We start from the raw sequence: 24,398 nt of genomic DNA, 5'->3' as shown, positions 1-24,398 counted from the left end.
AATGAACACTAATAATCCGAAAGGGTTTCGCGTCAATCTGTGTCCAGCTGCGTAATCTGTGGATCACTTCCGTTTCTGACCGAGTGGGGGGGAACGCTAATCGGCACTAATCCACACTAATGACTGATTAGTGGGAATTAGTGCCGATTAGTGTTCTTTAGTTGAAGCGACACGCGAGCCGAGCTTTAGAGCATCTCGAGCGGTTGCGGGCCGGTGGGGGGCGGGAAGAGTTCGTCGAGCTCGGCTTGTTGTTCGGGGGAGAGGGGGAGTTCGAGGGCCGCGAGATTTTCGCGCAGGCGCTCGGGGTGGCTCGTTTTGGGAATGACCATGATGTCGTCGTGCGCGAGGAGCCAGGCGAGTGCTGCTTGCGTCGTGGTGAGTCCGTGTTTGTTGGCGAAGGTGGTGAGCTTTTTGTTCTTCGCGAGACGGCCTTGCTCGATGGGCGAGTAGGCCATCAGCGGCAGGCTATGCTCGCGCTGCCAGGGTAAGAGATCGCCTTCGATGCCGCGGCGTGTGAGATTGTAGAGCACCTGGTTCGTGGCCACCGTGGAGCCGCCGGCCAGCGACCACCACTCCTGCATGTCGGCGAGATCGAAGTTGCTGACGCCGAAGTAGCGAATCTTGCCCGACTGCTGCAGCTTGGTGAAAGCGTCTAACGTTTCGACCAAGGGGACGCTGCCGCGCCAGTGCAGCAGGTAGAGGTCGAGCCGATCGGTGCGCAGGCGTTGCAAACTTCGTTCGCAGGCGGCGATGGCCCCCTGGCGCGTGGCATTGTGAGGATAGACCTTGCTGACGAGAAAGGCCTCGTCGCGGCGATCGGCGATCGCCTCGGCGATGACTTCCTCGGCCCGGCCTTCGCCATACATCTCGGCCGTATCGATCAACGACGCCCCCAGCTCGAGCGCGAGCCGGAGCGTGGCGATTTCCTCGGCACGATCGGAGTCGCGATCGCCGACGCGCCAGGTTCCCAATCCCAAGGCCGGCACGTGCTCGCCGGAGGGAAGCGCCACGGTTTTCATCGCGTCGTACCTCAGAGTTCCATGCGGGGCCCGCTTCACCATCGCCTCGCGATGTGCCCCACCCACCCCAGCATTACGAGAGCAATTCGCGCACCACGCGGCCATGGACATCGGTGAGGCGGAAGTCGCGGCCGGCATGACGATAGGTCAGCCGCTCGTGATCGAGCCCCAATTGATGCAGAATCGTGGCCTGGAGATCGTGAATGTGGACGGGATTTTCGGCCACGTGGAAGCCGAGATCGTCGGTCATGCCATAGGTCATGCCGGGGCGAATGCCACCGCCGGCCAGCCACATCGAATAGGCCTGCGGATGATGATCGCGTCCGAGGCTGCGCCCCAACTGGCGATTGCTCTCGACCATCGGCGTGCGGCCGAATTCGCCTCCCCAGATGATGAGCGTCTCGTCGAGCAGCCCGCGCCGCTTGAGATCGGTCACGAGCGCCGCCGCGGCGCGATCGGTGGCGGCGCAATTGTTCTTGTGATTGCCGATGACGTCGCTGTGGGCGTCCCAGCCTTCGTTGTAGATGTTGATGAACCGCACGCCGCGCTCCACCATGCGCCGCGCCAGCAGGCAGGCCCGGGCGAAGGAGGGCTTGTCGGGATCGGCGCCGTACAACTCGAGCGTTTCGCGTCCTTCGCTCTTGAGATCCATGAGTTCGGGCGCGGACGATTGCAGGCGAAAAGCCATTTCGTAGGCGGCGATCCGCGTCGCAATCTCGGGATCGCCCACCTGCGACAGCCGGCGGCGATTCAACTCGCCCAGCAGATCGAAGGTATCGCGCGACATGCGTTCGTCGAAACCGTCGGGGCTCGACACGTTCAGAATCGGATCGCCCTGGTTGCGGAAGCGCACGCCGTTGTAGGTCGTGGGCAGAAAGCCGCTCGCCCAGTTGGCGCTGCCGCCGCTGATGCCCGAGCCGGTCGACATGACGACAAAGGCGGGCAGATCGCTCGTCTCGGCGCCGAGACCATACAGCACCCACGATCCGAGACTGGGGCGGCCCGGCTGGGCAAAGCCCGTGTTGAAAAAGATCTGTGCCGGAGCGTGATTGAACTGGTCCGTATGGACAGAGCGGACGAGACAGATATCGTCGACGACCTGCGCCAGGTGGGGCAAGGCCTCGGAGATCTCCGTCCCGCACTTGCCCTGTTTGGCAAACTTGAACTGCGGACCAAGGCAGGCCGCATCGGAGCGGATGAAGGCGTAACGCTGGCCGCCGATCACCTCGGGAGGGATGGGCTTACCTTCGTACTCGGCCAACTTCGGCTTGTAATCGAACAGGTCGAGCTGACTGGGGGCGCCCGCCATGAAAAGGTGAATCACCGCCTTCGCCTTGGGGACAAAATGGGGGGGGCGAGGCGCAAAGCCGATGCCGTCCATCGCCGGCGTGGCCGCCATCGCGTGCGAAGCGCCGCCGGTCAGCAGCGACGCGAGCGCCACCTTGCCGAGACCGACGCCGCACTCGCGCAGGAAATAACGCCGCGAAACGTGGGGCACTTGTGATGCGCGGGAAGGAAAGCTGCTCATGGCGTGCTGATCGCTTCGTCCAGGTTCATGACCGCGCGGGCCACCAGGGTCCACGCGGCGCGTTCGATGGTTTCGTCACTCGTCGCTTCTTTCTCGTCGGCGCCGACGATGCGGGCCGCGCTCACTTCGCCCGCCGCCAGGCGCGCTCGCTGATCGGTATAGTAAGCCACCAACAGATCCCGTTCCTCGTTCTGCGGCGGCCGCGTGAGATAGCGGCGGAAGAGCTCTTGCACCCGCTCGCCCGGTGTCGCCTGGTTACGGGCAGCCAGCTCGCGCCCCATGACCTGCGCTGACTCGACAAAGACCACATCGTTCAGCAGAGTCAGGGCCTGCAGGGGCGTATTCGACGACTCGCGGCGAGCGACGCAGGCCTCGCCGCTAGGCCCGTCGAACGTCAGCGACATGGCGAATGGCGCGGTGCGCTTCATGTAGGTATACAGTCCACGCCGGTAGCGATCTTCGCCTTCGCTGGTCTTCCACGCGAGTTGGCCATAGGCGCCTTCCGTCGTGACGCCTGCTGGCTGCGGCGGAAAGACGCTGGGACCAAACATCTTCGGCGAGAGCAGTCCCGCGACGCGCAGCGCCGTATCGCGCAATTGTTCGGCCTCGAGCCGGCGGCGCGGACCGCGCGCCAGCAGACGATTCTCGGGATCGCGAGCAAGAAGCGCGGGCAAGGCGCTCGCATCTTGCCGGTAGGTAGCACTGGTCACCATCAGACGATGGAGCGACTTCATCGACCAGCCACCGCGCACCAGTTCGATGGCGAGCCAATCGAGCAGCTCCGGGTGCGATGGCGGATCTCCTTGATGGCCGAAATCCTCGGTCGTGCGAACGAGCCCACGGCCAAAGAGCGCCGCCCATTGGCGATTCACCGTGACGCGCGCCGTGAGGGGATTGTCGGGGCCGACCAGCCACCGCGCCAACGACAAGCGATCGTGCGGTACATCGGCTGGTAGGGGCTCGAAGATGGCCGGCAACTCGGCCGATACGAGCTCGGTCGGTTGTTGGTATTCGCCACGATGGTGCAAATGGGTCGGACGTGGCTCGTCGGCCGGGCGCTCCGACATTACCAGTGTCGTCGCGTAAACGGGCAGTTGCTGGCGCAGGCGGTCGATCTCCCGTCGCGCAAGGGCCAATTCCGGCGCGGTGGCCGCGAATTCGGCCAGCAGACCGGCACGTGCTTCCGGGGTGCGCTCCGACTCCGGCTCGAGCAACGCCGCCTCGAGCGCCGCCGGCAGCGGATTCGCCTCGACCGGGCGCGAATCATCGGTGACCGAGATACGGAACCTGCCGATGCCAGCCGAATAATACTTCTCGCACAAGAGACTCACGTCGAGGGCCTTCGCCCCTTCGAGCGGTTGCGCCAACGTGAAAACCGCCGCCTGGGCGCGCCCTTGGCCGCCGTTGATCGACCAGCCACTCTGCTGATCGCCGTCGATGGCGGCCGCCGCGTTGAAACTGCCCGACGCGAACGTTTGCGTGGCACTGGCAATTTTCACCGGACTGCCGTCAGCCGTAATGCTGAACTCACTCAAGAAGAAGTCGCCGAACGGGCCTTCGTAATAGACGCGGCCCGGGCCGTTCTTCGGCAGACGCTCGTCCGTCAGTGTCTCGAGTCGCACGGCGGTGACGCGCGGCGGTAGGTCGACGAACGCCAGACGGTACATGTCGCTCTTGGTTTGATCGCCACTCGAGAAGACCGAATCATCCTCTTGCACGGTAAGCCGCGGCAGATTCGACGTCGCTTCGATCGGACGCAGCGTAGTCCAGCGCACCGCACGAGCCGATTGCGCGGCAAGCCAGGCCTGATACTTGGCCTCACGATGCTGGATGCGCCGCTCGGCCAACGTGGGGCCGTCTGGCTGATACTTGCCCACGCTGACGCGCAACCGCCCGATCAGGTGCTGCCCCCCGTAAAGTTGATCGAGTCGCAACGTCCAACGCGTGGGAGCATCCTCGGCCGGCAGCGGCTCGTCGAGCATCAAGCGGGCCGTCCGTGCGACATGCCAATCGCCGGGACCATCGATCGCCCAACCCGTCTTGCCATCGCCGTCGAGCATCTTCTCCGCCGGAAAGCCCCCCTGTGCGAAATCGACTTCGGCCCAAACAAGCGGGATCGATCGAGTAGCGCCGTTTTCTCCTTCGCTCGGCACGTTCAGGGCCACCTCGGAGAGGACGAAATTGCCGTTCTCGGCACGGCCGGGCCCACGATGCGGCAGGCTGTCGTCCGGCAAAACCTCGATCCGCAGCGCTGCCACCCGATCCAGCGGCGTCTCGAACGAGAGGGTGTAGACATCCTCGGCCGGGAGCTTGCCCGAGAATCGCATCGAACTGTCGTCGAGCAATTCGGCCGTGGCGCCGGACTTCGTCTTCATTTCGGTTGGGCGAACGTACGACCATTCGACCTCGCCCGCCGGTGGAAAGCGCTCGGGCAGGCTGGCCGTGAGCGTAGCGATCTCCCGTTCGATCTCGCGTCGTCGCGCGGCCTGTGCCTCGGTCGGCACATCGAGTTCCGGTTCGTAGGCGTTGTCGAGGAACGCCATCAGCCGGTAGTAATCCTTGTGCGTGATCGGATCGAACTTATGCGTGTGGCATTGCGCGCAACCGGTGGTGAGCCCCAACCAGACCGTACCGGTGGTCGCGACTCGATCGACCATCGCATGGAAACGAAACTCGAGCGGATCAATGCCCCCTTCCTCATTCAACATCGTGTTGCGATGAAAGCCGGTGGCGATGCGTTGCTCGAGAGTCGCATCGGGGAGCATGTCGCCGGCAAGCTGCTCGATGGTGAACTGGTCGAAGGGCATGTCGGCATTGAGCGCCTTGATGACCCAATCGCGATAAGGCCAGATCGAACGGGGCCGGTCCTTCTCGTAGCCGTTCGTATCGGCATAGCGCGCCAGGTCGAGCCAGAGTCGCGCCCAGCGTTCGCCGTAGTGGGGCGACGCCAGCAGGCGATCGACGAGCTTCTCGTAGGCGTCGGGGGACGAATCGAACACGAATGCGTCCGCCTCCTCGACCGTCGGAGGAAGTCCGATGAGATCGAGATACGCTCGTCGCACCAGCGTGTAACGGTCGGCCTCGGGCGAGGGCCTCAGCCCCTCGGCCTCGAGTCGTGCGAGCACGAACAGGTCGATGGGATTGCGTGGCCAGTTGGCGAGCTTGACCTGAGGGAGCGAGGGCTCGACCGGCGGCACGAAGGCCCAATGCGTCCGATAGATGGCCCCCTCGGCAATCCAGCGGCGCAAGACTTCCTTTTTCTCGTCCGACAGCGCCTTGTTCGCCGCGGGAGGGGGCATGAGCTCGCTGGCATCGTCCGAGACGATACGTCGGATCAGCTCACTCTCGTCGGGTGAACCGGGCACGATGGCCGGCTGACCCGAGGCGGTATCTTGGCCCGTGGCAGATTGACGCTCGTCGAGCCGCAGTCCCGATTCGCGCGTCGCGTCGTCGGGACCATGGCACTTGAAGCAATGGTTCGCCAGAATCGGCCGGACATCGCGGTTGTCGTCGAGCTCGGCCGCGCAAAGGGGCAACATGCCATGCATTCCCATCGCGGCAACGGCGACGAGCGCACACCACGTGTGCCGCAAATCGTGCGCAGTGAACGGCCATCGGCGAACATCACAATGCATGCACAACTCCTCGCAGGCCGAGATTCTGCTCGGGGGATATCGCGCCCCCTCGGCAGCCAGTCGGTGGGGCAACTTGGGCAGGAACCCTCAGTTTAACCACCCCTGCGGGGCCTGCCGAGTATTTGACCCACGGGCACCAGTCTCGACACTCTCGACGCCACGCGAGAAGGGAGAGATTTCTCGGCATTTTCGGCCAGCGAGTTGCAACTTCAGGTTGGCTCAGCTCGCGCCAGCCAGTACGATCGGATCGATGTAGCATCAGCGGGCGTCAAGAGGCCGAACGGGGCCGATTTCGCCCCCAAGTTGCCCGCGCTCCGGCGTGTTTGTCTCGTAGAATTTGAGCGAAAACCTCTCCACGAGCGGGAGCCGTGATATGCCAGGCAAGACGAGAAGACGAGTCACGGATGGGCGTCTGGGTGGACTAAGAGTCGTTTTGTTGTTGATGCTCGCCGTTCTGCTGGTAGCAGGGGGTACGAGCGTCGCGAACGAGATCGCGCCGAAGAGCCAGCCCGACGTCACGCTCTATCAGGGAAGCTATCCCGGTTGGCCCTGGATTGCGCGCACCCCCGCCGGCAAGCTGGTGGCCACTTTCCGTGAGGGAAACGAACACGGTTACTCCCCCAATGGACGCGTGCTGGTCGTCGAAAGTACCGACGAAGGAAAAACCTGGACGGCCCCCAAGGTGGTCGCCGACCAGAAAGACGTCGACGACCGCAACGCGGCCATCCTCGCGTTGTCGGACGACGACTGGTTGGTTTCTTACAACACCTACACGGCCGACCTCGTGTCGCGGCCTGTTATCGTCCGCACGCTGGACGGCGGCCGCACCTGGTCGGCGCCGCAAATGGTGGCCGATATCGATGCCCGCACGCGCAGCGCGGCGATCAAACTCTCGAGCGGCGAGTTGCTGCTGCCGATCTATCGCGCGCAGGGAAATGGTTCCCTCTGTGCGCGCTCGGAAGACAATGGCAAGACCTGGCAGATCGTGCCCTTGGCCGATTCCGACGGCTACGTCGGCGACGAGTGGAGCCTGGCCGAGGTCTCGCCAGGCCGGGTCGTCGGCATTCACCGCAACAATCATTCGACGCGCGACGGCTTCTTGTGGCGTACCGAGAGCGCGGACGCGGGCAAGACTTGGTCCTCTGCCGAACGCACGAACGTGCAATGCCAGCGCCATCCCGCGCCGGCCCAATTGTTCGTCGTCGATGGCAAGCCCATCTTGGCCTATGCCGACCGCCGTATGGTTTCGCTGTCGCTCGTCACGACGGATGATCCCAAACTGTTGAACTGGGATCTCGACCGACGCCTGACCGCCGTGCAGTACCTGCCTGACGGTTCCCCGATCAGCGATGCGGGCTATCCGTCCGTCGTCTCGCTCGGCAAGAACAAGCTCATGCTCATCGACTACGAGATCACCGAAGAGGAGCATCTCGTGACGGGCTATTTCGTCGAGCTGCCGCAGGACTGGCTGGGTCAATAGCCCCCTGTGCCTAGCAGGCCCGGCTCGTAGATCGCCAGCACGTCGCCGCGCGTCACCGCACGCGGATCAACGCGCCAGGTGCGTTTGATCGCCAACGCCTGTTCGGCGCGGGCGATCAAGTCAGATCGTGGTACTCGCGCCTCTGGAAGATCGCCAGCGCCAGCGCGAGGCTGCCCACGGCGATCCAGATCAGCGCATTCGCGCCGGTCGTTACCGAAACCGGTTCGAACCATTGCGGGTCGGGCAGATCGACCCCTTCTTCCAACCCCAGGTTGAACATGATCGAGCGGCCGTAGAAGTTCACGGCCAGACGCTTGATGATGCCCGGCATATTGCCCAGGAAGAATTCCATGAACAGCGCGTAGGTCAGCGCCGCGATCGTCGAATGGCGAAACGTGACGGCAAAGAGATGGAACAAGCTGATGTAGGCGATCGTCATAAAAAAGATCGCCGGCAGATACAGCTCGAAGGCGAGCTCACCGGCAGCGCCCGCCAGCCGGCAGTAGAGATAGAAGCTGCCGAGCACCATTCCCAACACCAGCGGCAGGGTGGCGGTCATTTTGGCCAAAAACACCAGCGAGCGCGGGATGGGGCGCACGAGCAGGAACAAGAGCGTGCGGTTCTCGCGATCGCCGCCGATGCTCGTGGTCGCGTAGGCCAGGGCGCAAATCGGCACGATGAACGCCGCGAAGATCAGGATGACAAACTCGTGGCTGAAGGCATTGATCGCGCGGGGCAGATAGGCGATCTGGTCGTACCGCCGGCGCAAAAGAAACAACGTGCAGCCGATCAGCGGAAACAGGACCATCAACGTGTTTGTCGACCAGAGCAACTGACGAAACGAGAGCATCGTCAACGTACCCCACGCGCGGATCAGCGCCAGCACGCGCAGCGGCTCGCGTGCGCCGGCCGCAGGCCCTGTGGCAAACGAACCGGACGACGCGGTCGAACCGGCGGCCAAGGCGGATTGGGATGCTTCCATCACTCTCGCTCCAGGTAACCGAACACCGCGTCAGCGCCCGCGTCGAGCGTTTCGAGCCGCTCGATCTCGATGCCTTGCTCGATGACGAGCGTGCCCACCACGCCGAAGAACTGTTGTGGATGCCGCGTGCGGACGGTGAGGGTCTCGAAGCGCACCTCGACCGAGTCGACCTCGGGAATCTCGACCAGTCGCGAGGCCAGCGCCCGCGAGTTGCCCCGCGTCACCAGTTGCACGGTGTAGGGCTGGTTCTCCAGCAGCCGGCGAATCTCGGCGATAGTGCCCGAGGCAATGATGCGGCCGCGAGCGATCATAATGATCGAGTCGGTCAATTGCTCGACCTCGGACAAGATGTGGCTCGAGACGAGCACGGTGCGTCCCCCTTCGGCCTGTCGTACGAGCAGCCGACTAAGATCGCGCCGCCCTCCCGGATCGATCCCGGTCATCGGCTCGTCGAGCAACAACACCTGGGGATCGTTCGCCAGGGCCTGGGCAAGTTTGATGCGCTGCCGCATGCCGTGGCTGCAACCGCCGAGATGGCGATCGGCACGATCGGTCATGGCGACGTCCTCGAGCGCCTGCTCCGTGCGACGGCGAGCCTCCTTCATGCTGTAGCCGTAAAGGCGCGTCATCGCCAGGATGAACTCGCGCCCCGTCATCTCCTCGTAGAAGCTGTTGATGTCGGGACTGAAGCCGAGATTGCGTTTGGCGCGGCTCGTCCAGGCGCGGTCATCGCCGATGCGCACCATGCCCTGGGTAGGGCGCAACTGCCCGCTGGCGAGCTTCATCATGGTCGACTTGCCGGCGCCGTTCGCCCCGAACAGGCCGGTAATGCCCGGGCCAATACGGCACGAGATGTCGTTGACCCCGATCACCGGGCCGTACAGTTTCGTGACGTGTTCGAAGGTGAGCCACATGGGGCGAATGATCCGCTCAAGTCACGATTTCGATGGCGCGCACGCGGCGTGCCAGGGCCACGAGTGCCAGGGTGCAGACCGAAACGAGGATCAAGAGTGCCCAAAGCGCCATGCTGTATTCGGTATCGTCGCGAAACGTGCCGAAGCACATCTTGCCCACGAGACGGATATCGCGCCAGGGATTGATCAGTTCCCAGTAGGGGCTGGCCGCGCGCAGGTAGCGCGACATGGACCCGAGCAGGACGAACAGGCTCGACCAGGTGATGGCGATCGGCGCCACGCTTTGCAAGTAGGCCGAGATCGTCACCAGCAGAATGCTCAGCACCGTACACATGATGGCGCCAAAGGCCAGCACCGCCAGCGGAATGCGCCAGTTCTCGCGCCAATAATCGGTCGAGGCCGTGAACGTGCCGAATTCAATGAACAGCAGCAGCGCCGGCAACGTGGTCATCATCGACACGATGACGCTCACGGCCAGCAACTTGCCCACGATGTAGTGCCGCCGATCGATCCGCCGCGAAAGGTAGAAGGGCAACGATTGAAAGCGAAAGTCGGCCCCCACGAGCAGACTGCCCGAAAAGGCCAACAACAGCATCACGACAATGCTCTGCCGTTGCATGAACTCGATATAGCCGTTCTCCTGGCTGTCACCTCCCCGGGTACGAAAGCCGATCACCTCCATCAGGCGATCCTGGGCCTCGACTGGAATGTCGAACTGAGCGATGGCATAGATCACCGACCAGTACAGGAGGAAGTTCAGCAACCCGAGCGCCAGAACGATCCAATACGACTTGCGACGAAACACCTGCAACAGCGCCACGCGCACGATCGCGATGCAGGCCCACCAGGGTGAGAGCAGCTTGCCGCGCCAGCCGTGATAATGTGCGACGTCGATTCCCATGCGGTCTTTCTAAGTCTGCTGCGGCGGCGCGGCGGCGGGCGTATGGTGATCGGTCATGCGGAAGAAAACGCCCTGCAGATCCTCTTCCTCTGGCTTGAGCTCGTTGATCGTGACGCCGACCGAGTGCGCAATCTCGAAAAAGCGATTCGTGGTCCAGCCGGGGGCGACCTCGACGTGGATTCTCGCCGGACCGTTCTGATTCACGACGACGCGCGCTCCTTCGCGTTCGAGCGCTGCGCGAAAGATCGCACCATCGCCGATCCAACCCAGCTCGTAGCGATTGCTGATCGTGCGTCGCAACTCGGCCATGCTGCCGGCGCGAACCACCGTGCCACGATCGAGCACCACCACTTGCTGACACAGACGCTCGACATCGCCCAACAGGTGGGTGCAGAGGATCACGCTCTTACCCGTCTCGGCGATGAGATCCTCGATCAACCGCAGCATCGAAACCCGCCCGGCCGGGTCGAGACCATTCGTCGGCTCGTCGAGCAGCAGCAACTCGGGGTCGTGTACCAGGGCCGCGGCCAACTTGAGTCGTTGCTGATTGCCGGCCGAGTATTCCTCGAGCCGCCGGTAGCGCAGCTCGCCCAGGCCGACGTAGTTCAACACTTCGTGGGCACGGCGACGGGCATCGCGATGCGGCATGCCGTAGAGATCCCCTGCGAGCGTCACGAACTCGACGCCGCGGAGCACCGGCACGACCGAGGCGGCCTCGGCCATGTAGCCGACACGGCCCCGCAGGGCGTTGCCCGTCGAGCGGATGTCGTACGTCAAGATGGTGCCGGTGCCGCTGTCGGGGCGGAGCAGCCCCAGCAGGATCTTGAGCAGCGTCGATTTGCCGGCGCCGTTGTTGCCCACCAGTCCGATCGTACCCGGCTCGAGCGCCAAGGTAACGTCGCGCAAGGCCTTGACGTGGCCAAAGCTGCGGCTGACATTTTTGAGATCGACAAGTCGCATGCCGCGCCGGGCAGGTGGGTTCGAGATGCCGCGCGCCGTTCGGCAGGAACGGCCAAGCTTCTCACGTCTGGGGATGGGCCTCTTCGTTACGCGCGACCCATTCTATCAACCAGGTCCCCGTACTGCCGAGGGGCCGAAACTTCCGGGCGATCCGCACGGTTTAACAGGTTGACTGCCGGTGGACAACGGCCCTCCGCACGGCCGCTGGCCCGCAACCGTTACCCAACCGACATGGCATCCCGTTTCACGGCGCCGAAGTCGGCAATCGTTGGCCTGAAGATTTGACCCCTGCCGGTGTGGCGGATAGCCTTCAGAGTGCGTCCCTCGCGGCGTTCCACCCACCGCATCCCCTCCTGCGGAATAACGCTATGCCCCACGCCTTGCGTTCGCGTCGTTCGGCGCCCTGGATGGTCCTTCTGTTGGGCGTCTTTCTCTCGCTCGCCTGTCTCGGCACCCCGAACTCGGCCCAGGCCGAAGACCACATTTTGACGATCGGCGGCGGCTATAGCCCCACCGGCAATCAGGTCTCGCTCGAGAAAAACGTCCTCTACTTCCGACGGATGCTCGAAGATCTCGGCCTGTCGGGCTTGCATCACGATGTCTTCTTCGCCGATGGCGATTCTCCTGGTCGGGATCTGCAATTCACCGATCCCGAGCACAACCTGCCCAAAGCCAACGAGTTGCTCGCCCGCCTGTTCGAGCAGACGAGCGAACTGGGCTACGAATATCGCAGCCACCAGGTAGCCGGCCTGCGCGGCGCCTCGACCCGCGACAATATCGAACGCTGGTTCGCCGAAAACGCGAACCACCTGCAGCCGGGAGACCGGCTGATCGTCTACTTCACGGGGCATGGCGGCAAGGGGAAGAAACCCGAAAATTCGCATCTGTACCTTTGGAATCAGGAACAGATTCCCGTCGAGGAATTCACGCGGCTGCTCGACAAACTGGCGCCAGACATTTCGGTGGTGTTGGTGATGGTGCAGTGCTACTCGGGCGGTTTTGCGAATTCGATCTTTAACTCGGGCGATTCCGCACATGGGTGCAGCGATGCTGAACGTTGCGGCTTCTTCGCCACGACGCAGGATCGCTCGGCGGCCGGCTGCACCCCCGATATCGACGAAGAAAACTACCAGGAATACAGCAGCCACTTCTGGGCCGCCTTGTCCGGGCGATCGCGCATCGGCGAGCCCGTCGAGCTGCCCGACTTCGATGGTGACGGGCGGATCTCGTTTGTCGAGGCTCATGCCCATGCCTTGCTCGCCTCGGATACGATCGATATCTCGGTGAAGACCTCGGACGCATTCTTGCGCGCCTACAGCAAGACGTCGGCCAAGGGGGTGGCGAATCTGCTCACCGTCGACTCGCCCTATGCGCAGCTACTGGCCGTGGCCTCCCCGGCCGATCGCGCCGTGCTCGAGGGGCTTTCGACCCAACTGCAAATCGAGGGAGAGAACCGCGCCGCGGCGGTTCGCGACTTGGCGGAAAAAATCGGCAAGCAGCGCAAGGAGATCAGCGGAAGCAAGGGAAAGTTGACCGGCTCGCTGCGGGGCGAGGCGCGCAAGATTCGAGCCACGCTGCTCGAGCGCTGGCCCGAGCTGGCCAATCGCTGGAACCCTGCCGTGCAACTTCTGCTCGAGCAGGAACCTGGCACGCTCGTGGCGGCCATTGAAGGTCACGCGCACTATTCCGAGTTCGCTCGCCTGCAAGGCGAGGTCGACCGCTTGTCGCAGCAGCATCTCGACCTCGAACGCCAGTGGGTCAAGTGCCAGCGATTCTTGCGTGTGGCGGAGAACGTCGCCTTGGCCAACAACCTGCCGCTGGTAGGGACGCCCGAGCAAGTGGCACGCTTCGAGCGGCTTATGCTGGCCGAAGGGGCTTCGTTGACGACCGCGATCGCCGAGTCGACGCCGACCGACAGCCTCGCGGATGAAACGGCCACGCCGTAGGCACCTTGTAGAGTCACCAGTCTGGCTCGAGCGGTCCCTGCTCGGGCAGCCAATCGTGCAGCGGGCACCCGTCGCAACGGGGCTCCTTGCGGCAGTAGTCTTTGCCCAGTTGCACGAACAGGGCGTGAAACTCGTTGAACGTGGCGGCGTCGCGCTCGAGCCCGCTCTCGAAGTGCTCCTTGAGCTGATGGTAGTCGGCCTCGAATTCGATCCAGCCGTGCCGTTTCATCACGCGATGCGTGTAGGCATCGATGACGAACGTCGGCAACCCGCCAGCGTAGAGCAGGATGGAATCGGCCGTCTCGGGTCCGATGCCGTTGACGCCGAGGAGTTCCTCGCGCAGATCCTCGAGCGGCATGGCGAACATGGCTTCGAGCGAGCCGTCGTACCGCTCGCGCACGAACTGGAGCAGCCGGTGCAGTCGCCCCGCCTTGAGGCGATAGTAACCGGCCGGTCGAATCAACTCGGCAAGTTCCTCGAGCGGCAGCTCGCCCAGCGAGTGCAAGTCGAGCAGATCGGCCTCGCGCAGATTCTCGATCGCGCGCTCGACATTTTTCCAGTTCGTATTCTGCGTCAGCACGGCGCCGACCATGACTTCGAGCGGCGTTTCGCCCGGCCACCAGGCCTGCGGACCATAGTGCGCAAGCAAGCGATCGAAAAGCGTGGCGAGCGTAACTTCCATCGAGCGTTTTCTCCTGTGCTTGTCGCGCCGGCCGAGTGCTAGCATCGTCCGTTTGAAACGCCGTCCCGCGGATTTGTCAAGCTGGAATTCTCGCCGCACACGCGCCGCGCGACAAAACACTCTTTGTGCGCCGCGCGCGCGGACTTATAATGCAAGCGTTCGACAACAAACAGCGCGCCTGTGGGCGCTTGATCGATATTACAAGGAACCGACGCAGTGCTCTCCGTTCGCCCGAAGGTCGCAGAACTGGTCTTTCAGTTGTATGGTCGAGCGCTTCATCCGGAACTCTTTCAATTTCACTCGACGCGCGTCGTCGAGCGTGGCGACTATGTCGCCAAGATCGACATCACGAACGCCGGTCACGTCGTGACCTGGCGTTGCCGGGGTCTGACGTTGACCGAGGTCTGTGCTTCGGCCCAGCATCCCCTGCCGCAGAAGCGCCGTTTGCTCTCGTACCGCTTGAAGGGGAGCCGCAACGACCGGCTCGAATGCCGCGGAGGCGCCTCGTACCAGGTCAACTTCGATCTCGAACCGGTCGAGCCCGAGGTCTTTTGGACCTTCCAGCAGGAACTGGCCCTCGACGGCCAGCGCAAGGGCATGCTGCACCAATTCGATTCGAGCGGCCGCATCGCCGTGGGGGCCTTGAGCTACGTCAACGTCGAGACACGCAATCGCAGCCTGCTCGTGCAAGCGTTTCACACCTTCCCGGACGACTACGCGATCGTGAAGAGCCAGTCGCTCTTCGAGGTCCGCTAAGCGTTCTCGCCGGACGGGCTCACGCGGAAGCGGAGTGAGCTATCCACTCAGCCGATCGAGGAAGCTGGCGATTGCGGGCGTGACGATGTCGGGACGTTCCATCGGGGCCATGTGGCCTGCCTCGGGTACGACGACCAGTTCCGCGCCATCGATCTTGTCGGCCATGCCCCGCATCTCGTCGAGCGTGGTGATGGTATCCTCCGCGCCGACGATGACGAGCGTCGGCACGCGGATCTGGGCGAGCCAGGGGGTCGCGTCAGGACGCTCGGCCATGCCCCGCAGCGCCGCCGCGATCGATTCTGGCTGCGCGCGGCCGATCATCCCTTTCGTTCGCTCGAGCAACACCGGCTGACGCTCGGCCGTGCCGCGCGCGAATAGCTTGGGCAACATGGCATCGCGGGCGGCCCCGTGTCCGGTGGCTATCACCGCCGCCGCCAGCTTGTGCCTCCCGGCCACGGCCTCTTCGCTGTCGGCGCTCGCCTTCGTATCGCACAAGATCAGCGCTCGCAGACGTTGGCCATGATGACGCCAGAATTGCCAGGCGACGTAACCCCCCATCGACAATCCGCACAAGACGACCGGCTCGGTCACCTTGAACTGATCGAGCAGCGTGGCCAGATCATCGGCAAATTGGCGCATCGTCACCGTGCCCGAACTGGGACCGCTCGCGCCAAAGCCACGCAAGTCGGGCGCGATCGTGCGGTAGCCGGCCGAGAGCTCGTCGATCTGGGCCTGCCACATCGAGTGATCGAGAGGAAAACCATGCACGAAGAGCACGGGCAAACCACGCCCTCGATCGTCGACCTCGATCTTCGCGCCGCCGATGTCGTAGGTCTTCATCGCTCACTCCTTCCCTCGTCTGCAGTCGGCCCCGGCTAAACCAACAGTCGCCCAATCCATTGTACGAAGAACGCCGGCACGAAAAGCCACGCCGCGACCACGAGCCAGCGTGGCGGCTGGTCTCCCTGGCCGCGGCGCAATCGCCAGATCTGCCACGCACGATACGGAATCTGAAACACGACTCCCAGGAACAACAGGCAACCGACGGGTTGAAAACTCCAGGCACGAGACAGTTCGCCATGCGCCATGGAGATGAAGCACCGCGTCAGGCCACAACCAGGACAGGGGAGCCCCGACACGGCGCGCCAATAACACAACTCGGGTAGCGGCGTGCCGACCACCGGCAGACAGACGGCATGCTCGCCTTGCACGCGCAGCACGAAAGACGCCACCAAGATGCTCGCGGCGGCGGCGAACAACAAGCCATGCCGCCAGACCGCGTCGCAAATCGATGGCGGCGCGAAGGGATTCCCGCACTCGACGAGTTGGGCCTGATAAGGCTCCGTGGTCGTAGTAGCGGAGGTCGGCGCGTCGCACGGCGAAGACATCGAACTGAATCTCCAGCGCGACGTGCGTCGCAGGAAGCACCGAGTTACGACTTGCCGCCCGACTCGCGTTTTTTGGCGAGTTCTTGCTGGAACTGCTTCAATTGACGATTCATCTGGCCCGAGTGCGGATCGAGCGAGACCGCCTGCAGTTGGGCGGCCACCGCCTTGTCGAGTTGCCCGAGGGCATAGTAGCAGCGAGCCAGGGTGTCGAGGTAACCCGACTCGTTCGGCGAAAGTTCGAGCGAACGGCGCGAGTATTCGAGCGCTTGCTGCTGCTTGCGACCGGTGTTGGCCCACAGCCAGGCGAGTTGATTGTAGTTCGTCGCGTTGTCGGGCTGATTCTGGATCAATTGCTCGTAGCTCGAGACCGTGTCTTCGATCATTTTCTCGGTCTTGCGCTGGCGTTCTTCGCCCGGCTTGGGCAAGCGGTGCAGCGCGATCAGGACATCGATATCTTGCGGATCCGATTCGATCGCCCGATCCAGATTCTCCGTCTCCTTGCCGAACTCGCCCAGCTCGTGGAAGTGCATGGCGTAGTAATAGTGCATGCGTCCGCCCATGCGTTTGCGGACGGTATCGAGCACGTTGCGCGACGAGACATCACCGCCGGCGGCTTGCATCCGTTCGGCAAACTTTTTGATCTGCTCCTCGAGCAATTGCGCGGCGGCCAGGTATTCGGCCCGATCGTAGATCAAGTCGGCCAGCAGGTAGCAGCCAAGCATGACGGTGCCGTTGTCGGCCTGCCCGGTCTCGATGACGTGGCGCAGCTCGGCCTCGGCCCAGCGGGGCTGACCGCGCTGGCGCAGCGTCTGTGCCGTCTGGAGATGGTCGGCCGGATCGGTCGCATTCAACGTGAGGGCCTGTTTTGCCAGGGCCTCGGCGTCCGCCTCGCGGCCTTCCAGGATCCGCGCATCGGCCAAGGCGTAGAGCAGCAACGGCTCTTCGTGGATGCGACCCGAGAAACGCCTGGCCAGATCATCGACGACGCTCCACGCCTTGCGTTCGACTAGCCAGGCCAGCAACTCGAGCAAGGGCTCCGTCTCGCCGCGCTCAAATTGCACGATGCGCCGCATCGCGTCGAGCACTTCCTCGTCGCGATCGAGCTCGTCGAGACGCTGAATCTGCTCGCGCAACAGGGCCACGAGAAACTCCGCGCGCGATTGATCGGGAAACTGCTCGAAGGTTGCCTGCTCGGCATCGACGATCCCGTTCCACTCGGCCAGATAGCGCTCTGGATTCTCGTGGGCGCGGGCATAGAGGCGCAGCCATGCGGCGGCCGGACGGGGGCTGCGCGCCAAAGTCTCGACGATCTTATCTCCCCGCGCCGCGCGGTCGGTACCCGCCGCCACCGGCTGCTTGATCAGCTCGACGGCCGCCCATTTCGAGAGGATCTCCGACTTCTCGTACCGCACTAGGCGGCACAACGGCGCTAGGCCTTCGTCGTTCGACAGTCTTGCCAGGCGGCGGACGCGATCGAGGCGGTCGGGCTCTTCGAGCGAATCGTAGCGGACGAGCAAGGTCTTGACCGCGGCGGGGTCGTCGTCCTGGACCCACTGCACCTGCATGAGGCGCACCAGATAGCGGGCCCGCGCGGCCACCTCGATATCGTCGTCCTGCTCCGCCGCGAGCAACGCATCGAAGGCGGCAAAGCCGAATTCCGCCAATCGGGTCTGCGCCTGTTCGCGCTCCGAAAAACTATCGCTGCCAAGCTGGCGAATCAGCGCGTCGATCGTCTCTAGCTGATGGTCGGGAGCGGTGCGGTCGTCGTCCGCGACCAGCGAGGCAGGCAAGAGCAGTAGCGCCGCCGCCATGGCGACCAACAGGCGGCATGCCCAGCGAAATGAAAAGCGAGCCATCTTCACGCCGAAACGCGGGGAGCGGACCGAACTGCGAAACATGTTCCAGCATATCGCCCGGCCGGGGGAGCCGGCAAGCAAACTCACCCGAGGCGGGCACAAGCGTGAGACGCCGAGCGTGTTGAAAGTAGATCCGCGCGCCAGAAAACACATCCTCAACCGGCGATGCGATCGAGGACCGGCCCCGCTACCCGAATGGCCGGTGCGTGAGACTCGCCTAGCAGATAGAGGGGACGCGCCTGCACCTCGATCAGGATACGGCCCACGTATTCACCTACCAGCCCCACGGTGAGCAGTTGCACGCCGGCGAGCAAGGTGAGCGCCGCGGCCAGCACGATCCAACCCGCCGCGCCCACGCTGGAAAAAAGCCCCACGAGCAAGGCCATCGCGAACAACGCCCCGGCCACCCCCGCGGTGATGCCGCCAGCGTAAGTGATCCACCGCAAGGGGAGGGTGCTGAAGCCACAAATGGCGTCGAGCGCCAGACCGAGCCGCTTGGTGAAGTTGTACTTCGTCTCGCCGGCGAGCCGTGCATCGCGATCGTAGTAGACGGCCGATTTGCGGAATCCGGTCCAGGCGATCATGCCGCGCACGAAGCGATTCCGCTCGGGCAAGCGCCGGAACGCCTCGACAACGGTGCGGTCCATCAGACGAAAATCGCCCGTGTCGACCGGCATATCGACCCGGGTCACACGGTTCAACAGCCGGTAGAACGCATGGCTCGTCGAGCGCGTCAGCCATGTCTCCCCCTGCCGCGAACGCCGCTGCGCATAGACCAGGTCGTATCCCTCGCGCCAGCGTTCGAGCAATTGGGCGATCAGCTCGGGCGGATCCTGCAGATCCGCATCGATGATCACGACGGTCTGGCCTTGCGCTTCGAGCAGTCCGCAGGTGCTGGCCGACTCGTGGCCGAAGTTGCGCGTGAACGAGTGGTAACCCACGTGAGGATCGATGAGTTGGAGCTGCCGCATGATCTCGAGCGATCGATCGCGGCTACCGTCGTTGACGAACAAGATCTCGTACGAGTCGTCCAGCGTGCTCAAGACCTCCGTCAAGCGGCGATGCAGCGCCGGCAGACACGCCTCTTCGTTAAAGACAGGGACCACCACCGAGACGAGCGGGCGCGACACGTCGCGACGACGGCGCTCGAGGGGCACTTTGCTGAGTACGACTGCGGATGACAATGCCCGAGGCCTCCTTGCCTGGCCATAACCTCAACCCACGAAGGGTCGACAGGGGGTGGAAGTCTATCGGGCACGTCGGCGCGGGGCAACGCCGGTAATCGTTGCGCCGTGGAGATCTAGACAAGCTGCGCAGAAACGAGAATCCGTCCGCCAGCAACCGCGCGGCCGGTCCTAGGGATTAGCGGCAGCAGGCTGATCGAGCTGTTCTTGCACGGCGGCCGCCACGTCTTCCGGCGTGACGCTTTTGGCGGTGGGATCGCCACTGACGAGCTCGCGGACGAGCTTCCCCTCGCGATCATAGATCTGGTAGTGGGGCAGGGCTCCGGTCTCGACGCCGAAGTCGTCGTACGACTGGTCTTCGGCCCCGTAGGCGCTGATCAGATTATCGAACTGGGCGTGCTGTCTGGTGAGAAACGCTTCGACTTCGGTCGAGGCCTCGGGATCGTCGAAGCTCACCGAGATCACGGCCAGCCCCTGCGGAGCTAGCTTCTCCGCCAACTCGACGGTATGGGGAAATCCCTTCACGCAGGGACCGCACCAGGTGGCCCAATAGTCGACGAGCACGACCTTGCCCCGATGGCTGGCGATGAGGCTGTCGAAATCTTCCTTGGTAGCCTTGGTGAGCTTAATGGCGGTCCCGACCTCGTCCGATTCGGTCGCGGCAGTTTCGCTCTCGACCGATTCCTCGGCGGAAGTCGCGGTCGCGCTGGCCGGGGGTGCTGCTGGTTCGCCGGCGGGGTTGGCTTCTTCCTTGGCACAACCGACCGCGATCAGAGGCACGACGGCCGCGAGCGTGGCAAGCGATCGCATCTTGCGTGTGACCGACATGGTGTTGGATTCCTGGCGAAGGACGGCGTGTAAAAAAGCGTCGCCGGCCCTGGCACGAGGGCCAGTCGGCCGGCGACGCAAAACTGACGGCGGAAATATAGACCGTACGAAGCGTGAACTATTCGTACTTGATTCCGCAGCCCTTGGCCTTGGTCTCGCTGACCGACGGCTTCGAGCCGGTGAGGATGGCGTCGAGGGCGTCGCGCACGTAGTGCTTGTTGGCGTTGGCCTCGTTCAGGGCATCGTTGTCGATGGCGCCGAGGTAGGCAATCTTGCGATCGCCGTCCAGCACGACGACGTCGGGGGTTACCGACGCACCATAATCGCGGGCAACCTTCTGCGTGGGATCATAGATGTAGGGGAAGTTGAAGCCCTTCGACTTCGAACGCTCCTTCATCGAGTCGAGTCGATCGCCATCGACGTTGTTCACGTTGATCGCCACGATCTGCACGCCCTTGTCCTTGTAGTCCTTCTGCAGCTCGACAATGCGATCCTCGCAGGCGACGGCGACGGGGCAGTTGTTGCAGGTGAAGACCAGCACGATGGCCTTCGCGTCCTTGAACGAATCGAGCCCATACTTGTCGTCATCCACGCCGATGATGTCGGCAAAGCTGGGGGCGGTGTCGCCGACGTTCAGCACCTTGTTGAACTTGCCGGCCTGGGCCGAGCCAGAAACCAAAGCCAGGGCGACGGCCGCCAAGGGCAACGCGAATCCTAATCTGCGCAACATGGGTCAACCTCTCCTGAAAAAAATGGGAAAGCGATACGAGCGTGATTCTCTCGACACGTACGAGCGCCGCAGGGTGGGCCAAAAAAAATCGGTGGGACGAGCGAACGCGCCTCCCAGCACATTCCATGTGCTCTCGATCGTTGGGGGCCCGTCTCGCCGATCGAGAGTCAGGCCTGGCGGGGAAGCGTGTCTCCCGGTGGGAGACACGCCAGCGCACCTAAGTCTGCCGCCGCCACGGGGGCTTGTCAACGAATAGCCCGCTGGCCGAAGCCTGCCCGGCTCAAGGGGGCGCAAACGAAGGCTCTGCCGTTATACGCAGGCCCGAAGAAGGTAGTTCGCAAGGTCGCGAAAAAAAGTTTTCCGACCTCGAGCGGCCGAGAAGTTCCGCGGAACGAAGGTTATTCCAAGGTGGGCAGCGGGAAGCCGAACGTATCGGTCTCGGTCTCCCCTTCGGCATGGTCGGTGAGCACGTCCTGCATCAAATTGTAGAGGAACCAGTCGATTTCGGCTCCACCCGTGAGCAGGTCCTCTGCCTCATCGTCGTAAACAGTGGTCCCCAAGGTGAAGTACGTGGCTCCGTTGGCACCACCGGGCGTGCCGGTGAGGTGCGCGACCCGGTCCTGGTAGCTATTGCCCGAGGTCCACTCGGCGTGGATGGCAATCAGGGCCGAAGTGCTGAGGCCGAACGTGACGACATCGGCGACGAGGAGGTCCTCGCCCCCTTCGCCTTGGAGCGTATCGGCGCCGGAACCTCCTAGAATGATATCTTGCCCCGTCCCGCCGGAGATCGAATCCTTGCCGTTCGAGCCGCTCAGGACATCGTTGCCCGCACCGCCGACGAGGGTATCGTTCGCCTCGGCGCCATCGCCCCCGGTGATGAGATCGTGGTCGTTGCCGCCGTCGATGAAATCGTGTCCGTGGTGACCGAACAGGAAATCGTTCCCATCCTCGCCATAGATGCGGTCGGCGCGTCCCTCGGCCCCATCGCTGCCATCCCCCAGGATCGTATCGTTGCCGCTGCCGCCGTGCAGGGTATCTTCGCCCCCTTCGAGCCCATCCCCTTCGATCAGATCGTTGCCGGGGCCACCGACGATCGAATCGTTCCCCTCGGCTCCATCCCCCTTCGCCCCTTGGAAATCGCCGCGCAGGATGTCGTCTCCCGCGCCGCCGAGCAAGGTATCGTGATGGCGTCCCCCTTCGAGCGTCGTGGGCAGGAGCAGCAGTTGGCTGGCATCGAGTCGGTCGTTGCCTCGATTGCCATAGCCCAAGACGCGTCCCGTCACGCCCGTGAAGATGGCCAGTTCGTTCGTGGCGTGCCCGCCGACCATCAACGTGCGCACCTCGACGGTCTGGAGCGCCGTTTCGCGAAATTCGACGACGTCATTGCCGTCCGAACCATACCACTCGATGTTGTCCCCTACCTGCTCGACGTGATAGACGTGAACCACGTACGTGCCGATTTCACTCGTGCCGCCGTCCTTGTCGGTGGCCTTGATCCTTACCTTGTGCGAGCCGGGCGTGTTGAAGGTGTGACTGATGGGCGTTCCCGTCGGTCCTGAGACGAACTCCTCGAACGCTCCGTCTCCTTGCCAGTCGATGGCAAAGTCGAAGTTCGCTGCCGCGTCGAACGAGCCGGGATCCAGGGCGATCAACGAAAAGTGCTGCAGGACCCCCGTGTGCGTCCAGCCCAAACCGGTCATGCCGGCGACGGGCGCCACGTTTTCGACCAATACGGTCGTCGTCGCATAGACCGTGCCCGCGGGACCGATGGCGCGCACGTTGACGGTAAACTCACCTTGCTCGGGCCGGGTGAAATTCACCGTCATGCCGGGAGTTTCGTAGCTGCCGTTGTTATCGAGGTCCCAATCATAGGAGGTGATGGTGCCGGTACCGACCGCCGTCAAAGCGATCGCCGCCCCTTCGCCCCCTGCGTAGGGCCCTCCGGCCGCGACCGTCGGCACTTCCACGACTTCGGCCGCGACCGTGATCTGGAACGTGGCGCCGCTGCCCCCGAGCGCGACCCCCACATCGGTCGAAAAAGTTAGCGTGGCCGATCTCGCGCCGGCCGGGCCATCGCCGGTGAATTCGAGAGAGAGATTGGCCAGCGACGCGGCATTCAGCACCATCCCGGGCGTGAAGCCGACGAGTTCGAAACTGGCCGCGTCGGGACCATCCAGCACGAACGAATGGAGCGTGAGATTCGTCAGCGCGCCTAGATCGCCGTCGGTGGTCGAATTCGTGATCGTGAACGGCAACGAGCCGTTTTCTCCCAACAGGACGTAGCCGAAGTCGAGCGTGGAAACACTGCCGAATACCGGACCGACACCCGTGCCCGACAGCGTCAACGGACGCGAACCGCTGTCGCTGGTCAGCGTGAGATTTTGCGAATCGGCGCCGCGGGCGTTCGGCGTGTAGGTAAAGCTGCTGGCCGCGGCATCACTGCCCAGCGTCGGATCGCGGAACAGCGGCAAGTACGATTGGTTGCCGCCGCTGAACTCGCCCGTGCCGGCCGGTATGAAGAGATCCTTGACCTTGGTATGGTCGGGCCCCGCGTTCGAGGCCGTCACGCCGAGCGTTGTGCTCGTCGTGCCCACGCGCACGTGGCCGAAGTCGAGCGTGGTCGTATTCGTCGTCAACGACGCCGGCTGGAACGCCGTGTCGAAGAAATTCAGATACATGTTCAGGGCCAGCAGATCATAGCCCTGCGTGTTCAAGTGGATCGGGTCGTTCGCGGCCATGCGCGAGGCCGGCGTGGGGAGCGCGGCATACAACTCGGGCGGATAGTTGCCCGCACCGGGGAAGTTGCCGAAGTAACCGCTGTAGCCCACCACGGTGTTGATGAGACCGAAGTTCCACACGTGATGGACGCGGCTGCTGTTGGCCCCCAGGCTCACCTTGCCCTGCTCGGCCGCCTTGAAACCGTCGTTCAGTTCCTGGTTCTGAGCCGCATCGAGGAAGACGTTGCCCGACTTGATGACCCCCAGATTGTTACCTGCTTGAAGGCCACCGCTCCCCATATCGAAGACGTTGATGTAGTCGTAGCCGGCGATCACCACCTGGATATCGGGACGGATGCTTAGAATGTGGTTGACCAGCGTGTCGACGTTCGCCGCGATATTGGCATAGACCGTCGGATTGTTGGGGTTCCCGCGATAGAAACCACCGCCGAGGGCGCCGAGCAGCATGTCATTGCCGCCAGAGCTGAGCCACACGACGTCGGCGTCGGGATGGGCGTTGATGCGCGCCGTGATGCCGTCGAGATCGGCCGCGTGCTGCGCGGCGGTTCCGCCCCCAAACGACTCGTTGTAGACGGGCACGCCGCCGAGAAACGAGTTCGACATCGTCGTCGCGCTGGGAGCGACCAGGTAGGCCCAACTGTCGCCGATCGTGATGATGCCGGCCAGCATGGAACGATCTTCGAGTGGGTCGATCCAGACGGCACGACGCGTCTCGGCCCGTCGGCGCGCTGCGCCCCGCGGCGACTTCTTGCGGCCGCGCCGAGCAAGGCGGCTCAAGCGGCCTAGAAGATTCGTGCGGCGTGGAGATTTCGAAGCACGTGCGTAGCGCATGGCAGGATCGATCGTCGGGCGCGCGGGCGAGGTGGCCTCG

At 63.6% G+C, this 24,398-nt stretch carries 18 protein-coding genes; 3 read left to right on the top strand and 15 right to left on the bottom strand.

What is annotated here, in order from left to right; all coding sequences use genetic code 11:
- Positions 1 to 185: 185 nt before the first annotated feature.
- The 3 genes from KF708_15085 to KF708_15075 all read right to left on the bottom strand — a co-directional run bounded on the left by KF708_15085 (position 186) and on the right by KF708_15075 (position 6,086).
- The gene (locus KF708_15085; protein MBX3414013.1) at positions 186 to 1,019 is read right to left on the bottom strand and encodes an aldo/keto reductase; all 834 of its coding nucleotides are present in this window, start codon (positions 1,017 to 1,019) and stop codon (positions 186 to 188) included.
- Between the two features lie 73 nt (positions 1,020 to 1,092).
- On the bottom strand, positions 1,093 to 2,547 hold the full coding sequence (locus KF708_15080; GenBank protein MBX3414012.1) for a DUF1501 domain-containing protein: 1,455 nt from the start codon (positions 2,545 to 2,547) through the stop codon (positions 1,093 to 1,095).
- Positions 2,544 to 6,086: a PSD1 domain-containing protein gene (locus KF708_15075; protein MBX3414011.1), complete on the bottom strand. Its 3,543-nt coding sequence runs from the start codon at positions 6,084 to 6,086 to the stop codon at positions 2,544 to 2,546. The genes KF708_15080 and KF708_15075 overlap by 4 nt, the downstream gene beginning before the upstream one ends.
- 538 nt (positions 6,087 to 6,624) lie before the next feature.
- Between KF708_15075 and KF708_15070 the strand changes: the two genes are divergently transcribed.
- On the top strand, positions 6,625 to 7,662 hold the full coding sequence (locus tag KF708_15070) for an exo-alpha-sialidase (protein ID MBX3414010.1): 1,038 nt from the start codon (positions 6,625 to 6,627) through the stop codon (positions 7,660 to 7,662).
- A gap of 115 nt (positions 7,663 to 7,777) precedes the next feature.
- On the opposite strand, the gene KF708_15065 is transcribed toward KF708_15070, so the two are convergent.
- From KF708_15065 to KF708_15050, 4 genes are read right to left on the bottom strand one after another with little or no spacing between them, the layout of a single operon-like run.
- A complete protein-coding gene (locus tag KF708_15065) occupies positions 7,778 to 8,644 on the bottom strand; it encodes an ABC transporter permease subunit (protein ID MBX3414009.1) in 867 nt (288 codons plus the stop codon).
- On the bottom strand, positions 8,644 to 9,558 hold the full coding sequence (locus KF708_15060) for an ABC transporter ATP-binding protein (GenBank protein ID MBX3414008.1): 915 nt from the start codon (positions 9,556 to 9,558) through the stop codon (positions 8,644 to 8,646). Before KF708_15060 ends, KF708_15065 begins: the two co-directional genes overlap by 1 nt.
- Positions 9,559 to 9,574: 16 nt before the next feature.
- Positions 9,575 to 10,459 (bottom strand): hypothetical protein, encoded by an 885-nt coding sequence (locus KF708_15055; GenBank protein ID MBX3414007.1) that lies wholly within the window; start codon positions 10,457 to 10,459, stop codon positions 9,575 to 9,577.
- A gap of 9 nt (positions 10,460 to 10,468) precedes the next feature.
- A complete protein-coding gene (locus KF708_15050) occupies positions 10,469 to 11,419 on the bottom strand; it encodes an ABC transporter ATP-binding protein (protein MBX3414006.1) in 951 nt (316 codons plus the stop codon).
- Between the two features lie 407 nt (positions 11,420 to 11,826).
- Between KF708_15050 and KF708_15045 the strand changes: the two genes are divergently transcribed.
- Positions 11,827 to 13,365 (top strand): caspase family protein, encoded by a 1,539-nt coding sequence (locus KF708_15045; protein ID MBX3414005.1) that lies wholly within the window; start codon positions 11,827 to 11,829, stop codon positions 13,363 to 13,365.
- Between the two features lie 13 nt (positions 13,366 to 13,378).
- Here KF708_15045 and KF708_15040 read toward each other — a convergent pair whose 3' ends face one another.
- The gene (locus tag KF708_15040) at positions 13,379 to 14,047 is read right to left on the bottom strand and encodes an endonuclease III domain-containing protein (protein MBX3414004.1); all 669 of its coding nucleotides are present in this window, start codon (positions 14,045 to 14,047) and stop codon (positions 13,379 to 13,381) included.
- A gap of 216 nt (positions 14,048 to 14,263) precedes the next feature.
- On the opposite strand from KF708_15040, the gene KF708_15035 reads away from it, so the two are divergent.
- Positions 14,264 to 14,803 carry a DUF2617 family protein gene (locus KF708_15035; protein MBX3414003.1) on the top strand — a complete coding sequence of 180 codons (540 nt, stop codon included), beginning with the start codon at positions 14,264 to 14,266 and terminating at the stop codon, positions 14,801 to 14,803.
- A 39-nt stretch (positions 14,804 to 14,842) separates the two neighbouring features.
- On the opposite strand, the gene KF708_15030 is transcribed toward KF708_15035, so the two are convergent.
- From KF708_15030 to KF708_15000, 7 genes are all read right to left on the bottom strand, one after another.
- Positions 14,843 to 15,643 carry an alpha/beta fold hydrolase gene (locus KF708_15030; protein MBX3414002.1) on the bottom strand — a complete coding sequence of 267 codons (801 nt, stop codon included), beginning with the start codon at positions 15,641 to 15,643 and terminating at the stop codon, positions 14,843 to 14,845.
- A gap of 35 nt (positions 15,644 to 15,678) precedes the next feature.
- Positions 15,679 to 16,191, bottom strand: coding sequence for a DUF2752 domain-containing protein (locus KF708_15025; protein MBX3414001.1), 513 nt, complete (start codon positions 16,189 to 16,191; stop codon positions 15,679 to 15,681).
- A gap of 44 nt (positions 16,192 to 16,235) precedes the next feature.
- Positions 16,236 to 18,089: a tetratricopeptide repeat protein gene (locus tag KF708_15020; GenBank protein ID MBX3414000.1), complete on the bottom strand. Its 1,854-nt coding sequence runs from the start codon at positions 18,087 to 18,089 to the stop codon at positions 16,236 to 16,238.
- 113 nt (positions 18,090 to 18,202) lie between these two features.
- Positions 18,203 to 19,231: a glycosyltransferase family 2 protein gene (locus KF708_15015; GenBank protein ID MBX3413999.1), complete on the bottom strand. Its 1,029-nt coding sequence runs from the start codon at positions 19,229 to 19,231 to the stop codon at positions 18,203 to 18,205.
- A 171-nt stretch (positions 19,232 to 19,402) separates the two neighbouring features.
- Positions 19,403 to 20,059 carry a TlpA family protein disulfide reductase gene (locus KF708_15010; GenBank protein MBX3413998.1) on the bottom strand — a complete coding sequence of 219 codons (657 nt, stop codon included), beginning with the start codon at positions 20,057 to 20,059 and terminating at the stop codon, positions 19,403 to 19,405.
- Between the two features lie 118 nt (positions 20,060 to 20,177).
- A complete protein-coding gene (locus tag KF708_15005; GenBank protein ID MBX3413997.1) occupies positions 20,178 to 20,789 on the bottom strand; it encodes a thioredoxin family protein in 612 nt (203 codons plus the stop codon).
- Positions 20,790 to 21,187: 398 nt separating this feature from the next.
- The gene (locus KF708_15000) at positions 21,188 to 24,358 is read right to left on the bottom strand and encodes a choice-of-anchor D domain-containing protein (protein ID MBX3413996.1); all 3,171 of its coding nucleotides are present in this window, start codon (positions 24,356 to 24,358) and stop codon (positions 21,188 to 21,190) included.
- Between the last annotated feature and the right edge of the window lie 40 nt (positions 24,359 to 24,398).

The organism is Pirellulales bacterium, assembly GCA_019636335.1.
GTDB lineage: Bacteria > Planctomycetota > Planctomycetia > Pirellulales > JAEUIK01 > JAHBXR01.
Note: the sequence above shows the minus strand (reverse complement) of the source record. Positions and strands in the feature narration are given on the sequence as shown.